13 protein-coding genes are annotated in these 15,256 nt (G+C 40.7%); 10 read left to right on the plus strand and 3 right to left on the minus strand.

Annotated features, from left to right (window positions below; translation table 11 throughout):
* The 8 genes from prfB to metK all read left to right on the plus strand — a co-directional run.
* Nucleotides 1–767 (plus strand): peptide chain release factor 2 (gene prfB, locus O3622_RS00005; protein WP_371606857.1); only part of this gene is annotated, 767 nt, incomplete at its 5' end.
* A 17-nt stretch (nucleotides 768–784) separates the two neighbouring features.
* Nucleotides 785–1,477: a cell division ATP-binding protein FtsE gene (ftsE, locus tag O3622_RS00010; RefSeq protein ID WP_000022272.1), complete on the plus strand. Its 693-nt coding sequence runs from the start codon at nucleotides 785–787 to the stop codon at nucleotides 1,475–1,477.
* Nucleotides 1,470–2,396, plus strand: coding sequence for a permease-like cell division protein FtsX (gene ftsX, locus O3622_RS00015; RefSeq protein WP_366974555.1), 927 nt, complete (start codon nucleotides 1,470–1,472; stop codon nucleotides 2,394–2,396). Before ftsE ends, ftsX begins: the two co-directional genes overlap by 8 nt.
* A 219-nt stretch (nucleotides 2,397–2,615) precedes the next feature.
* On the plus strand, nucleotides 2,616–4,802 hold the full coding sequence (locus tag O3622_RS00020; protein ID WP_000973832.1) for a PTS transporter subunit IIBC: 2,187 nt from the start codon (nucleotides 2,616–2,618) through the stop codon (nucleotides 4,800–4,802).
* Nucleotides 4,803–4,853: 51 nt separating this feature from the next.
* Complete coding sequence (locus O3622_RS00025; RefSeq protein WP_371606858.1) at nucleotides 4,854–5,669, plus strand: endonuclease/exonuclease/phosphatase family protein; 816 nt, start codon at nucleotides 4,854–4,856, stop codon at nucleotides 5,667–5,669.
* Nucleotides 5,670–5,801: 132 nt separating this feature from the next.
* Nucleotides 5,802–7,145, plus strand: a complete 1,344-nt coding sequence (locus tag O3622_RS00030) for a DEAD/DEAH box helicase (RefSeq protein ID WP_008284610.1) — start codon at nucleotides 5,802–5,804, stop codon at nucleotides 7,143–7,145.
* A 241-nt stretch (nucleotides 7,146–7,386) separates the two neighbouring features.
* The gene (locus O3622_RS00035; protein ID WP_049490312.1) at nucleotides 7,387–8,766 is read left to right on the plus strand and encodes a VWA domain-containing protein; all 1,380 of its coding nucleotides are present in this window, start codon (nucleotides 7,387–7,389) and stop codon (nucleotides 8,764–8,766) included.
* 285 nt (nucleotides 8,767–9,051) lie between these two features.
* Nucleotides 9,052–10,242: a methionine adenosyltransferase gene (metK, locus tag O3622_RS00040; protein ID WP_049490311.1), complete on the plus strand. Its 1,191-nt coding sequence runs from the start codon at nucleotides 9,052–9,054 to the stop codon at nucleotides 10,240–10,242.
* A 70-nt stretch (nucleotides 10,243–10,312) separates the two neighbouring features.
* Here the strand turns inward: metK and O3622_RS00045 are convergent, their stop codons facing one another.
* Together O3622_RS00045 and O3622_RS00050 are read right to left on the minus strand one after the other, a co-directional pair.
* The gene (locus O3622_RS00045) at nucleotides 10,313–10,612 is read right to left on the minus strand and encodes a DUF1827 family protein (protein WP_000767208.1); all 300 of its coding nucleotides are present in this window, start codon (nucleotides 10,610–10,612) and stop codon (nucleotides 10,313–10,315) included.
* A gap of 58 nt (nucleotides 10,613–10,670) precedes the next feature.
* Nucleotides 10,671–11,123 carry an NUDIX hydrolase gene (locus O3622_RS00050; protein ID WP_125398107.1) on the minus strand — a complete coding sequence of 151 codons (453 nt, stop codon included), beginning with the start codon at nucleotides 11,121–11,123 and terminating at the stop codon, nucleotides 10,671–10,673.
* 176 nt (nucleotides 11,124–11,299) lie between these two features.
* Between O3622_RS00050 and O3622_RS00055 the strand changes: the two genes are divergently transcribed.
* Together O3622_RS00055 and O3622_RS00060 are read left to right on the plus strand one after the other, a co-directional pair.
* The gene (locus O3622_RS00055; protein ID WP_000841080.1) at nucleotides 11,300–12,202 is read left to right on the plus strand and encodes a YafY family protein; all 903 of its coding nucleotides are present in this window, start codon (nucleotides 11,300–11,302) and stop codon (nucleotides 12,200–12,202) included.
* Between the two features lie 54 nt (nucleotides 12,203–12,256).
* A complete protein-coding gene (locus O3622_RS00060) occupies nucleotides 12,257–12,871 on the plus strand; it encodes a GyrI-like domain-containing protein (protein WP_000873101.1) in 615 nt (204 codons plus the stop codon).
* Between the two features lie 42 nt (nucleotides 12,872–12,913).
* Here the strand turns inward: O3622_RS00060 and O3622_RS00065 are convergent, their stop codons facing one another.
* Nucleotides 12,914–15,172, minus strand: a complete 2,259-nt coding sequence (locus O3622_RS00065; RefSeq protein WP_000882483.1) for an ATP-dependent Clp protease ATP-binding subunit — start codon at nucleotides 15,170–15,172, stop codon at nucleotides 12,914–12,916.
* Nucleotides 15,173–15,256 lie beyond the last annotated feature (84 nt).

Raw genomic sequence — 15,256 nt, forward strand, 5'->3', positions numbered from 1 at the left:
ACGAGATGACCCTTCTCTTGTCAGAACCTTATGACCATAATAATGCAATCTTGGAAATCCATCCAGGATCTGGTGGTACTGAGGCACAGGACTGGGGCGATATGTTGCTTCGTATGTATACTCGTTATGGAAATGCCAAAGGCTTTAAAGTAGAAGTCTTGGATTACCAAACTGGTGATGAAGCGGGTATCAAGTCTGTGACCTTGTCTTTTGAAGGACCCAATGCATACGGCCTACTTAAATCAGAAATGGGTGTTCACCGTTTGGTCCGTATTTCGCCATTTGACTCTGCTAAACGTCGCCATACTTCATTTACATCCGTAGAGGTTATGCCTGAGTTGGATGATACCATCGAAGTGGAGATTCGTGAAGATGATATCAAAATGGATACCTTCCGTTCAGGTGGTGCTGGTGGACAGAACGTCAATAAGGTTTCAACAGGTGTGCGTTTGACACACATTCCTACGGGAACTGTCGTCCAATCAACGGTCGATCGTACCCAGTATGGAAATAGAGATCGTGCCATGAAGATGTTGCAGGCTAAGCTCTATCAAATGGAGCAAGAAAAGAAAGCTGCGGAAGTTGATTCTCTTAAAGGTGAGAAAAAAGAAATCACTTGGGGAAGTCAAATCCGTTCATATGTTTTCACGCCTTATACTATGGTAAAAGATCACCGTACAAGCTTTGAAGTTGCTCAGGTAGATAAGGTGATGGATGGAGACCTTGATGGTTTTATCGATGCCTACCTCAAGTGGCGAATCAGCTAAGATAGAAAGGAACTCATATGTCAATCATTGAAATGAGAGATGTTGTCAAAAAGTATGACAATGGAACGACTGCCCTGCGTGGTGTATCTGTTACCATTGAACCAGGAGAGTTTGCCTATATCGTAGGACCTTCTGGGGCAGGTAAGTCAACCTTTATTCGAGCTTTATATCGAGAAGTAAAGATCGAAAAAGGAAGCCTATCAGTTGCAGGCTTTAATTTAGTTAAAATTAAGAAGAAAGATGTCCCACTACTACGTCGTAGTGTCGGGGTAGTCTTTCAGGATTACAAACTCTTGCCTAAGAAGACTGTTTATGAGAATATTGCCTATGCAATGGAAGTAATCGGTGAGAGCCGTCGCAACATCAAAAAACGTGTTATGGAAGTATTGGACCTGGTTGGTTTGAAACATAAGGTTCGCTCTTTCCCTAATGAACTCTCAGGTGGAGAGCAACAACGGATTGCGATTGCTCGTGCGATTGTCAACAATCCTAAAGTATTGATTGCCGATGAGCCAACAGGAAACTTGGACCCAGATAATTCATGGGAAATTATGAATCTGTTGGAACGCATCAATCTCCAAGGTACTACTGTCTTGATGGCAACCCACAATAGCCAGATTGTAAATACCTTGCGCCACCGTGTCATTGCCATTGAAAATGGCCGTGTCGTTCGTGACGAAGCTAAAGGAGAATATGGATACGATGATTAGTAGATTTTTTCGCCATTTATTTGAATCATTAAAAAGTTTAAAACGAAATGGCTGGATGACAGTAGCAGCAGTGAGTTCGGTTATGATTACCTTAACACTCGTTGCCCTGTTTGCATCTGTAATTTTTAATACAGCAAAACTGGCTACCGACATTGAAAACAACGTTCGGGTCATGGTTTACATTCGTAAGGATGTAGCTGATAACAGTGAAACGATTGAAAAAGAAGGTCAGACAGTTACCAATAATGACTACCACAAGGTCTATGATGCTTTGAAAGCTATGCCTGCTGTTAAAAGTGTTACCTTCTCAAGTAAAGAAGAACAGTACGAAAAACTAACGGAAACAATGGGTGACGATTGGAAGGTCTTTGAAGGGGATGCAAACCCTCTCTATGATGCTTATGTCGTTGATACAAATTCTCCGAGTGATGTTAAAACGGTAGCTGAAGAAGCTAAGAAAATTGAGGGGGTATCAGAGGTTCAAGATGGTGGAGCCAACACTCAAAGACTTTTTGAACTAGCTTCCTTTATCCGTGTTTGGGGATTGGTTATTGCAGGGCTCTTGATTTTTATCGCAGTCTTCCTCATTTCCAATACCATTCGTATCACTATTATTTCACGTAGTCGTGAGATTCAGATCATGCGTCTTGTAGGAGCGAGAAATGGCTATATCCGTGGTCCATTCCTGCTAGAAGGTGCTTTTATTGGCTTGCTTGGTGCAGCGATTCCTTCAGTCCTTGTATTCTTTGTTTACAATATGGTTTATCAATCTGTCAATAAATCCTTGGTAGGTCAAAACTTATCAATGATTACACCAGATGTGTTTATCCCTCTGATGACAGTCCTATTATTTGTAATCGGAATTTTCATTGGTTCAATTGGTTCAGGTATTTCGATGCGTCGATTCTTGAAGATCTAGTTGGATTTAAATGCAAATTGCAGAACAAATCAGAAAAATAATACATATTTAAAAGAGAAGTTTTCGTAAACTTCTCTTTTTCCTTTTTAAAAATTAAAAAAAATAGACAATTTTTTTATAAAAGCCTTTACAAAAAAAATAAAAGTGGTATAATTAATACATAACCAAATGCAAACGTTTTCGTAAAACGTTTGCCTAAATAAAATAAAGGAGATTTGAATGATGAAAGCTACATTCAAAAATGTCTTGTCTTTCGAATTTTGGCAAAAATTCGGTAAGGCTTTAATGGTGGTTATCGCCGTTATGCCAGCGGCGGGATTGATGATCTCAATCGGTAAATCAATCGTGATGATCGACCCAAACCTTGCTCCTCTAGTGATTACAGGTGGAATCCTTGAGCAAATTGGTTGGGGGGTTATCGGTAACCTTCATATCTTGTTTGCCCTTGCTATTGGGGGAAGCTGGGCAAAAGAACGTGCAGGTGGTGCATTTGCAGCCGGACTTGCCTTTATCTTGATTAACCGTATCACAGGTACTATCTTCGGTGTTACAGGTGATATGTTGAAAAACCCTGAAGCAATGGTTACTACTTTCTTTGGTGGTTCAATCAAGGTTGCTGACTACTTTATCAGCGTTCTTGAGGCACCAGCGCTTAACATGGGGGTTTTCGTAGGGATTATCTCTGGTTTTGTTGGGGCAACAGCTTATAACAAATACTACAACTTCCGTAAACTTCCTGATGCCCTTTCATTCTTCAATGGTAAACGTTTCGTACCATTCGTCGTTATTCTTCGTTCAACTATTGCTGCAATTGTACTTGCTGCCTTTTGGCCAGTAGTTCAAACAGGTATCAACAACTTTGGTATTTGGATTGCCAACTCACAAGAAACTGCTCCAGTTCTTGCACCATTCTTGTATGGTACTTTGGAACGTTTGCTCTTGCCATTCGGTCTTCACCACATGTTGACAATCCCAATGAACTATACAGCTCTTGGTGGAACATACGAAGTGTTAACTGGTGCAGCAAAAGGAACACAAGTATTTGGTCAAGATCCGCTTTGGCTTGCTTGGGTAACTGACCTGGTTAACCTTAAAGGTTCAAATGCTGACCAATACCAACACCTTCTTACAACAGTCACTCCAGCTCGTTTCAAAGTTGGACAAATGATCGGTTCATTTGGTATCTTGATGGGTGTCATCGTTGCTATCTACCGCAATGTTGATGCTGACAAGAAACACCAATACAAGGGTATGATGATTGCGACAGCCCTTGCAACATTCTTGACAGGGGTTACTGAACCTATCGAGTATATGTTCATGTTCATCGCAACACCTCTTTACCTTGTTTATTCAGTAGTTCAAGGTGCTGCCTTTGCTATGGCAGATATTGTTCACCTTCGTGTCCACTCATTCGGTTCAATTGAATTCTTGACTCGTACACCATTGGCAATTAATGCTGGTATTGGTATGGATATCGTTAACTTTATCTGGGTAACTGTTCTCTTTGCGGTTATCATGTACTTCATTGCCAACTTCATGATCAAGAAATTCAACTACGCAACTCCAGGACGTAACGGAAACTACGAAACAGCTGAAGGAGCATCAGAAGAAGCAGCTCCTGGAACTCCAAAAGTTGCAGCAGCTTCTCAAGCCGTAAACATCATTAACCTTCTTGGTGGTCGTGCAAATATCGTAGATGTGGATGCATGTATGACTCGTCTTCGTGTAACTGTTAAAGACGCAGATCGCGTTGGTACTGAGGAACAATGGAAAGCAGAAGGAGCTATGGGTCTTGTCATGAAAGGACAAGGAGTCCAAGCTATCTACGGACCAAAAGCTGACGTATTGAAATCTGATATCCAAGATATCCTTGACTCAGGTGAAGTAATTCCTGAAACTCTTCCAAGTCAAATGACAGAAACTCAACAAAATACTGTACATTACAAGGGTGTAACTGAGGATATTTACTCAGTAGCTGACGGTCAAGTTGTTGCCTTGGAACAAGTGGAAGATCCAGTTTTTGCTCAAAAAATGATGGGTGATGGATTTGCAGTAGAGCCAGCAAATGGTAACATTGTATCTCCAGTTACTGGTACTGTATCAAGTATCTTCCCAACAAAACACGCTCTTGGTCTTGTCACTGACTCAGGTCTTGAAGTGCTTGTTCATATTGGTTTGGATACAGTAAGTCTTGAAGGAAAACCATTTACTGTTCATGTTTCTGAAGGACAAAAAGTGGCCGCTGGTGACCTTCTTGTCACAGCTGACTTGGATGCTATTCGAGAAGCAGGACGTAAAACATCAACAGTGGTTGTCTTTACAAATGGTGATGTCCTTAAATCAGTTAAATTAGAACAAACAGGTTCTCTTGCAGCTAAAACAGCAGTTGCTAAAGTAGAATTGTAATATACTTGAGGTTGGAAGCTGTTTTCCAACCTCTTGTTTTAGGAGAAAAGCATGAAATTTTTAACACTCAATACCCATAGTTGGATGGAGAAAGAAGCAGAAGAAAAATTCCAGCTCTTGCTCCAAGATATTCTTGATAAAGACTATGATTTGATTTGTTTCCAAGAAATCAATCAAGAAATGACTTCGCCTGAGGTAGAGGTTAACAATCACTATCAAGCTTTACCATCAGCAGAACCCATTCATCAGGACCACTATGTCCGACTTCTGGTTGAAAAATTGTCTGAGAAAGGGAAAAACTACTACTGGACTTGGGCTTACAATCATATTGGCTATGACCGCTACCATGAAGGCGTAGCCATCTTATCCAAAACACCTATTAAGGCGCGTGAGATTTTAGTATCAGATGTAGATGATCCAACGGACTACCATACTCGTCGCGTTGCCTTGGCTGAGACAGAGGTTGAAGGTAAGGAACTTGCTCTTGCAAGCGTTCATCTCTCTTGGTGGGATAAAGGTTTCCAAGAAGAATGGGCACGATTTGAGGCTGTACTAAAAGAGTTGAAGAAACCTCTAATTTTAGCGGGTGATTTTAATAATCCAGCTGGTCAGGAAGGCTATCAAGCGATTTTAGCTAGCCCATTAGGATTACAAGACGCGTTTGAAGTTGCGAAAGAAAGAAGTGGTAGCTATACCGTTCCACCAGAAATTGATGGCTGGAAAGGCAATACCGAGCCATTACGAATCGACTACGTCTTTACGACCAAAGAGTTAGAAGTAGAGAGTTTGCAAGTAGTTTTTGATGGACAAAATAGTCCACAAGTCAGTGATCATTATGGTTTGAATGCTGTATTGACCTGGAAATAATGAAAGAGGTTGGAACCAGAGAGTTCCAACTTTTTAATCTATTCGAATCTTTACTACAGGACTGAGACTCAAATGGGGCTACTGCAATAGGACAAAATATGGTATAATTGAAAAGATAGAATCGAGGATAGTATGTCATTTAAGAAATTTCAATTTAAAAATTATATAGTAGAAGCCTTGGAGGAGTTAAAATTTACAACTCCGACAGAGGTACAAGAAAAATTAATCCCTATTGTACTGGCAGGTCGTGACTTGGTGGGCGAGTCAAAAACAGGTTCAGGAAAGACTCATACTTTCTTGTTACCCATTTTCCAGCAATTAGATGAAACTAGCGATAGTGTGCAAGCAGTCATTACTGCTCCAAGTCGTGAGTTGGCTACTCAAATCTACCAAGCAGCTCGTCAGATTGCAGCTCACTCAGATGTCGAAGTTCGTGTGGTTAATTATGTAGGTGGTACGGATAAGGCGCGTCAGATTGAAAAACTTGCCAGCAACCAACCACATATCGTTATCGGAACGCCAGGTCGTATCTATGACTTGGTCAAATCTGGTGATTTGGCTATTCACAAGGCCAAGACCTTTGTAATTGATGAAGCCGATATGACCTTGGATATGGGATTCTTGGAAACCGTTGATAAGATTGCAGGGAGCCTTCCAAAAGACTTGCAATTCATGGTCTTTTCAGCGACGATTCCTCAAAAATTGCAACCGTTCTTGAAGAAATACTTGTCAAATCCTGTTATGGAAAAAATCAAGACTAAAACAGTTATCTCAGATACGATTGATAACTGGTTGATTTCGACCAAGGGCCGCGACAAGAATGCTCAAATTTATCAGTTGACTCAGTTGATGCAGCCTTATTTGGCAATGATTTTTGTTAACACAAAAACGCGTGCTGATGAGTTACATGCCTACTTGACTGCTCAAGGATTGAAGGTAGCTAAGATTCATGGAGATATTGCTCCTCGTGAACGCAAACGGATCATGAATCAGGTGAAAAATCTGGATTTTGAGTACATTGTTGCAACAGACTTGGCAGCGCGTGGAATTGACATTGAAGGGGTCAGCCATGTTATCAATGATGCCATTCCGCAAGACTTGTCTTTCTTTGTTCACCGTGTTGGACGAACTGGGCGCAACGGACTGCCTGGTACAGCGATTACCCTTTACCAGCCTAGTGATGACTCGGATATCCGTGAGTTGGAGAAATTAGGGATCAAGTTTACTCCTAAGATGGTCAAAGACGGAGAGTTTCAAGATACCTATGACCGTGATCGTCGTGCTAATCGTGAAAAGAAGCAGGATAAGCTTGATATTGAAATGATTGGCTTGGTTAAAAAGAAAAAGAAAAAAGTCAAACCTGGCTATAAGAAGAAGATTCAATGGGCGGTGGATGAAAAACGCCGCAAAACCAAGCGTGCTGAAAATCGCGCACGTGGGCGTGCTGAGCGAAAAGCCAAACGCCAAACATTTTAAAAACTCAGTAGAATCAGGTGATTCTACTGAGTTTTTATTTCCGGAAATATTCAAAGGAGATAATAATTATATATTTTAAATAATTTGATTTATAAAACAGTAATTGCTTTAAAACCTTTTTTAGAGCAATATTTTATTGAAATCATAAGGAAAAAAATTGAAAACTATACAAAATTGTGTTATCATACTATAAAACAATCGGATTATATCATTTGATCCGTGAAAAGAAAAGGGGACTTCTATGGATAAATCATTTATGAAACAACAACGTTTTTCATTCCGTAAAATGAAAGTTGGGTTGGCTTCTGTAGCAATTTTGTTTGCTTTTGCTCAGGTCGGACAAGTGTCTGCAGATGAAACAACACAACCGGCATCTACTTCAGCTGAAACAGTAAAGAAAACCGAAGCAAATAAATCGGCAGTCGAAGCTGCTGTAGCAGAAATTAAAGCTGATGAGGCGAAACCAGTCGTTAACCAATCAGATGCAAAACCTGGAGAACTTGTTGATGTTTCTAAGAAGGTTTCACCTATTGACGTGAAAGAACGCCAAGAAGGTGATCAAAAGATTCATGAAGAAACTGCAACAGTTGAAGTCACAAAGACAGAAGTGGCACCTGTAAAAAGTGAAGAACTTCCTGCTCCAAAGACTGAAACAACTGAGAGTACAGTGAGTGGGAAAGATGAAGATGGAAATTCTTATACCCAATATGAACGTGTTGATAAAACAACTACAGTCGAAATCAAGAAAGCGACAAGAACGATTTCAAAATCTAACTCTGCCGATATCGTTTTTGTTGTTGACCGTTCAGCATCTATGTCTCGAACTATTGACACTGTCCGTAACAATATCAATGAGTTTGCAAGAAATCTTGCTAAAGATGGAGTAGCAGCACGTTTTGGATTAGCTACCTTTAGTGATGAAGTATATGGACGTATAGGTGGATTAGCAGATGAGGGTACAATTTTAACAAAATTTAATGAATCTTATTTTACCTCTGACCCAGCTGAGCTTGAAAAAGCCTTAGCAGGCATTAAGCTTGCACATGGTGGAGACTTCCCTGAAACATCTACACCTACTCTTACACAAATTGTTTCAACCTACGACTGGTCTAAGTCACCTAAAAATAAAAAGTTTGTCGTATTGTTGACAGATGCTCCAATGAAGGAGGATCCTTCAATTCCAACGATGGCGAATACTCTTGCGTCTTTGAAAGCCGCAAAAATCGAAAGAATTGTTGCAACTTCGACAGGGACCGATATTAGCTATAAAGATTTTGCATCTGAAGGTCGATTAATGAATATTGATCGTAACTTGGCTGATTCTTTAACTAAGGATGCAACTACATGGATTGTTGAAACTGTGACTGAAGGACACAATTACAAGATAACGAAAGATAATTACCAATTTTACCTAGAACGTCGTACAACACTACCTGTTGCTCAGACAGGAAGTGCGACTCCAACTACCACAGTTCCAGTAGCTACAGCTTATAAAAAAGAAGTGGCGAAACTCCCTGATACAGGAAGTAATGATACAGCGAACTATGGTATTGTAGGACTTGGCCTCCTAATGGCTGGACTTGGCTTAACTGTAAGCAATAGAAAGTCTAAGGAACAGTAAGCCTAACTGGAAGATTGTTTGTAAGAACATTGTGATAAAAAAATAGGTAGTTTGTAAACAAAGTATGCAGATTAGCGTAGGTATAATTTCTGTATTATGGAGTACAAGCCGAATTTTTATGATGAGAAAAGAGCCGTAAGGTTCTTTTTTTGATTTAGAGAAAATACTGCAAAAAAAAGTAAAAAGTGGTATAATGATAAGGTTATATAGTCCCGATAAGATGGTAGAAATTTCTATCAGTACTTTGTAACTCTATAACAATATTTTTTAAGGGGGGACATTTTTATGTCAGAACGTAAATTATTCACGTCTGAATCTGTATCTGAGGGGCATCCGGATAAGATTGCAGACCAAATTTCAGATGCGATTTTGGATGCTATTTTAGCAAAGGATCCAGAGGCGCACGTTGCTGCTGAGACAGCTGTATACACTGGTTCTGTCCATGTTTTTGGTGAAATTTCTACAAATGCCTATGTGGATATCAACCGTGTGGTTCGTGATACCATTGCAGAGATTGGTTATACGAATGCAGAATATGGTTTTTCTGCGGAAACAGTTGGAGTTCATCCATCGCTTGTTGAGCAGTCGCCGGATATCGCCCAAGGTGTTAACGAAGCCTTGGAAGTCCGTGGAAGTGCAGATCAAGATCCGCTTGACTTGATTGGTGCTGGTGACCAAGGTCTCATGTTTGGATTTGCAGTGGATGAGACAGAAGAACTCATGCCATTGCCAATTTCACTCAGCCACAAACTGGTTCGTCGCTTGGCAGAACTTCGTAAGTCTGGTGAAATCAGCTATCTTCGCCCAGACGCAAAATCACAAGTTACAGTTGAGTATGATGAAAATGATTGTCCAGTACGTGTGGATACAGTCGTTATTTCAACTCAGCACGACCCAGAAGTTAGCAATGAACAAATTCACAATGATGTGATTAGCAAGGTCATCAAAGAGGTAATCCCAGCTTCTTACTTGGATGAGCAAACCAAATTCTTCATCAATCCAACTGGTCGTTTTGTAATCGGTGGACCTCAAGGAGACTCAGGTTTGACTGGTCGTAAGATTATCGTGGATACCTATGGTGGCTACTCTCGTCATGGTGGTGGTGCCTTCTCAGGTAAGGATGCGACGAAGGTGGACCGTTCAGCCTCTTATGCAGCTCGCTACATTGCCAAGAACATCGTTGCAGCAGGCCTTGCTAAGAAGGCAGAAGTACAATTAGCCTACGCTATTGGGGTAGCGCAACCTGTTTCTGTTCGTATCGATACTTTTGGTACAGGAACAGCAGCTGAAAGCAAGCTTGAAAAAGCAGCGCGTCAAATCTTTGACCTTCGTCCTGCAGGAATTATCCAAATGCTGGATCTCAAACGCCCAATTTACCGTCAAACAGCGGCTTATGGACACATGGGACGTACAGATATTGACCTTCCATGGGAACATCTGGATAAGGTAGATGCTTTAAAAGAAGCTGTGAAATAAAACTAAAAGATTGGTAGTTGTGCACTACCAATCTTTTTTGCAAAAGAAAACCAGCTTTTGGCTGGTTTTCTTATTTTACAGGGATTGAAATCTCAATCAATTTATCTGAATAAAGCGTCTTGATATTGGCTTCATCAATGCTTCCTTTGTCGATTTTACGTTTCAAGAAGAAGTCTTGGATGGTTTCGATTTCAGGTTCACGAATAGCACGGTGTTTGTTGGAAATGAGGATTTCATAGTGAAGCGGGGCTTGTGTGAAAACTACATCTGTGTTTCCAGCAGAATAGACCTCGACAAGAGTTGCGTCTGTGCTTTCTAATTGGCTTTTAACAAGTTGCGAGTGTGAGTTTGTCGTATTGATAAGCTTCATAACAGTTCCTCCGATTTTCTAACTCTATTATAGCACTTTTTGGATAAAATCGTGTATTTTAGCCAATTCCATGCTGGATTTTCCAAGCTTCAATTCCCCATTTATGGCTACCACGTTTGAGTTTTTCAATTGCTTCATCAATAGGAAACCAAGCAATATGATTAAAATCTTCCAATGGTTTTTGTACTTCTTGGAAAGAAATAGCTTCATAGAGATAAGCTGGATTGTAGTAGTAGGTGTCACGGTGACGAGAGTAGAAATACTCATCAGCTTGTCCGAAATAGCTTCCAATTTCAGCAGTAAAACCGAGTTCTTCGATGAGTTCTCTCTTCAGTGCTTCTTGATGGTCTTCTCCCGCTTCAATCTCTCCACCTGGCAAGAACCAAGCACCATTGGGAGCTTGGACTAAGACGATTTGTTTTTTCTCCGCATCAGGAATAACTGCGTACACACCATAGCGGGGCTGGTAGGTCACATTCTCTTTTTTTTCACCAAAAGTTGGGTTTGCCATTGCATTTTCCTCATTCTCTAGTATCTTTATTATTATCATAATGGACGAGGGGCAAGCTGTCAAGAATAAACCAACGAACTTGTGCAGAAAAAGCTACTTTGTTTGGATTAATATTTGTCTAGTTAAACTTTCCAGACCTAGCACTATAACTGGTATAATGAAAGAGAGGTGATTTTATGGCAGAATCAAGACTATTTCGTATCCTGTATCTACTTTTAGAAAAAGGCAGTACAACGGCTCCTGAATTATCCCGATTATTTGAAGTATCTGTACGAACGATTTATCGCGATATTGAGCGGTTGAGTATGGCGGGGATTCCTCTATATTCGATACCTGGGAAGTCAGGCGGAATCTTTTTAATGAAGGACTTTGTTCTGGATCGTACTCTCGTATCGGAGGATGAAAAATTAGAACTTCTATCAGCTTTGCAAGGAATTCAAGCCCTGACAAATGACAGGCAAGATTTGTTACTTGAAAAGTTGGAATCTATTTTTCAAGTTTCTACTAGCCCTTGGATAGAAGTAGATTTGACTGACTGGAGAAAGCGAGAAGGTCAAAAAGAATTATTTGATAACATCAAACATGCTATTCTAGAGAAAAGGCAACTGGTGATTACTTATCTAGGTGGGTGTAGTCAGAAAACGATTCGTACAGTCGAGCCCTTTAGACTCGTATTTAAAAAGAGAGATTGGTACCTTCATGCCTACTGTTGTTTGAAGGAAGAGTGGCGTTTTTTCAAATTGTCTAGAATTAGGAATTATCACCTAACAACTGAAACTGTGAAGCAGAAAAATGTGGAGGATTGGGTTGATGGTTCAGATCAAGTGGCACATCAAATCGAAGTTTCCTTGAAGTTTAGTCCCAAGCTTGCTTTCCGGGTTTATGAAGATTTTTCAGAAGATGAGATTAGCTTGGGGAAAGATGGGTGTTATTATGTCAAGACAGTCCTACCAGAGCATGAAAGTCTGTATACTTACCTCCTGTCTTATCTAGATGGGGTGGAAATACTCGCCCCCAATCATCTGAAGAAGGAATTGCTTTCTAGAGTAGAAAAAATCCAAAAACTTTACAAACCTTGACAAAAGATGTCAGGGTTTTGGTGCTATACTAGAGATAGAAAGGAGAGGAACCAAATGAAATACGAATGGAGAAAGGAAGCAAAAGATCTTTATCAAGTGAAAGCTAGTCCCAGCATCCTGCAGGTACTAGGTCAATCCTATATCGTGATTGATGGTAAAGGTGATCCAAATCAAGAAGATTTTTCAGAACGCGTAGGGGCCTTATATGCCTTAGCCTATGCGATAAAGATGAAGTATAAAAAAGCTCCTCTGGATGAGGTTTACACTGATTTTACTGTCTTTCCTTTAGAAGGTGTATGGAAAAAGGAGAAGGAGGGAGAACTGGTAAAAAGTGAGCTTTCTTATAGCATTATGATTGGGCAACCCGATTTTATTACGAGAGAACTATTTGAAAAAGCTTTGGAAGAGGTCAAAATCAAGAAGCCAAATATTCTCTATGAGGCTATTCGTTTTGAAATGATAGAAGAAGGCCAAAGCCTTGCTATGCTTCATGTAGGACCTTTTGATACTGAAAATGAGACTTTTGCAGAGATGGAGCATTTTTGTCAACTTCATAAACTCAAAAGAACTTCGGAAGTACACCGAGAAATTTATCTCACTAATCTTCATCGAACGGAGCCAAGCAAATTGAAAACAATTCTTCGCTATCAAGTTCAAGAAGAGAATTAAAAAAAGAACAGGAAATCTTGTTTCCTGTTCTTTTTATGAGATTTATTCTTCTATTTCAGAAGTAATCTCTTCTGTTTTTTCAGTTTTTTTAGCAGATTTGATTTGAATTTTGCCATTGTTTGTCATAACTGCCTTGAGGTCTTTTTCACTTGGATTTTCAAGGTAGTAGTCAGTGATGGCATCCTCGATATGGTCTTGAATAGTACGGCGGAGTGGACGCGCCCCCATTTTTGGATCATATCCCAAGTCAACCAACTTTTCTTTGACCTTGTCTGTCACATAGAGGTGGATATTGTTGCTAGAGAGGCGTTTGTTGACATCTGCAAGCATGAGTTCGACGATTTGGAGAAGGTTGTCCTTGCTGAGAGGTTTAAATTCGATAATGCCGTCAAAACGGTTCATAAACTCTGGGCTAAAGAAGTTTCCGAGTTCACCGAGAACAGAGTTGGTACGTCCTTCACGAGCCGCCCCAAAACCAACGCTGGCTTCGGCCTTACCCGTACCGGCATTTGAGGTCATGATAATGATAGCATCCTTAAAGCTAACTGTACGTCCTTGCCCATCTGTCAAACGACCATCGTCCAAGACTTGAAGGAACATGTGCATGACATCTGGGTGGGCTTTCTCGACCTCATCGAGAAGGATGAGTGAGTAAGGATTGCGACGAACTTTTTCCGTTAACTGACCAGCTTCATCGTAGCCTACATAGCCTGGAGGGGCTCCGACCAATTTAGCCACACTGTGTTTTTCCATGTATTCACTCATATCAAAGCGAATCATGCTGTCAGCAGAACCAAAGAGTTCAATGGCTAGTTGTTTAGAGAGTTCTGTCTTACCGACACCAGTTGGTCCGACAAAGAGGAAGCTTCCGATTGGGCGGTTAGGAGTTCCAAGTCCAACACGATTACGACGGATGGCTTTGGCAATCTTATCGACAGCTTCATCTTGCCCAATGACATGAGCTTTGAGGTCGTCTGCTAGATGGATAAGCTGAGACTGTTCTTTTTCTTTGAGTTCCCCAACAGGAATATTGGTTTTCTGCTCAATGATATGTTCGATGGTTTTCTCGCTGATGATTGGAGTATCCTGATCGGTCACCTTGTTCTTTTGCATTTCCTTGTACTTGGCAATCTGATCGCGGAAATAAGCAGCCTTTTCAAAATCTTCCTCTCGTGTAGCTTGAGCCTTGAGATTTTCAGCCTCAATCAAGCGCTGATCAATCACTTTAGGATCAACAAAGTTCAGCGTTAGATTCATCTTTGAACCAGCTTCGTCCAACAGGTCAATAGCCTTGTCTGGCAAGAAGCGGTCTTGGATATAGCGATTGGAAAGATTCGCAGCAGCTTCGATAGCAGCATCAGTGTACTTGACGTGATGGTAATCTTCGTATTTCTTTTGAACCCCTTTAAGGATGATAATGGTTTCTTCGACAGTTGGTTCATCTACCTTGACAGGCTGCATACGGCGCTCTAGAGCAGCATCTTTTTCAATGATGCGGTATTCATTGAGAGTAGTGGCACCAACCATTTGCAATTCACCACGGGCAAGGGCTGGTTTGAGGATATTGCCTGCATCCATATTGCCATCGCCAGCAGATCCTGCACCAACAATTTCATGGATTTCATCGATAAAGAGGATGATATCCTCACGTTTGCGAATTTCTTCCATGAGCTTTTGCATACGTTCTTCAAATTGGCCTCGAATCCCTGTTCCTTGGACTAGACTGACCACATCCAGACGGATGACCTGCTTGCCTTGAAGTTTATGGGGAACATCCCCATCGACAATCTTCTGAGCTAGACCTTCAACAACGGCTGTTTTACCAACACCTGGTTCTCCGATAAGGACAGGATTGTTCTTGGTTCGACGGTTGAGGATTTCGATAACGCGGATAATCTCCTCATCTCGACCGATAACAGGGTCAATATCTCCCCGACGAGCAATCTCAGTAATATTGATACCGTATTCCTCTAGGAGTCCTCTTTCTTGGCTAGGTGGTGTTTGAAGTGGGCCTCGGTTTTGAGGTCCATAACCACCGTTTCCTCCATATCCTCCACCAGATTGAGTTGGAGGGACGTTATTAGAAGAAGGTTTGAAATTGTTCAAATCATTGAAAAAGTCGCCGAAAGGATCAAAGTCATGATTGTTTAAGTCAGTCATTCCTTTAAAGAGGGTATTATTTGGATCTGTTTTGATAATTTTATAGCAATTTTGACAGAGATCAATTTGCTTTTGCTGTCCATTGATATTGGTATACAGATGAATTGTTGAGTCGTTAATTTTACAGTTTTGACAGAGCATACATCTACCTCATTTCATTCTTATTCTTGGTCTAAGAAAAAGGTCAAGAATAGTCAAAGTTTTATACTCTCATTATAGCATGAT

The sequence above is a fragment of the Streptococcus sp. 27098_8_51 genome (assembly GCF_041432205.1).
GTDB lineage: Bacteria > Bacillota > Bacilli > Lactobacillales > Streptococcaceae > Streptococcus.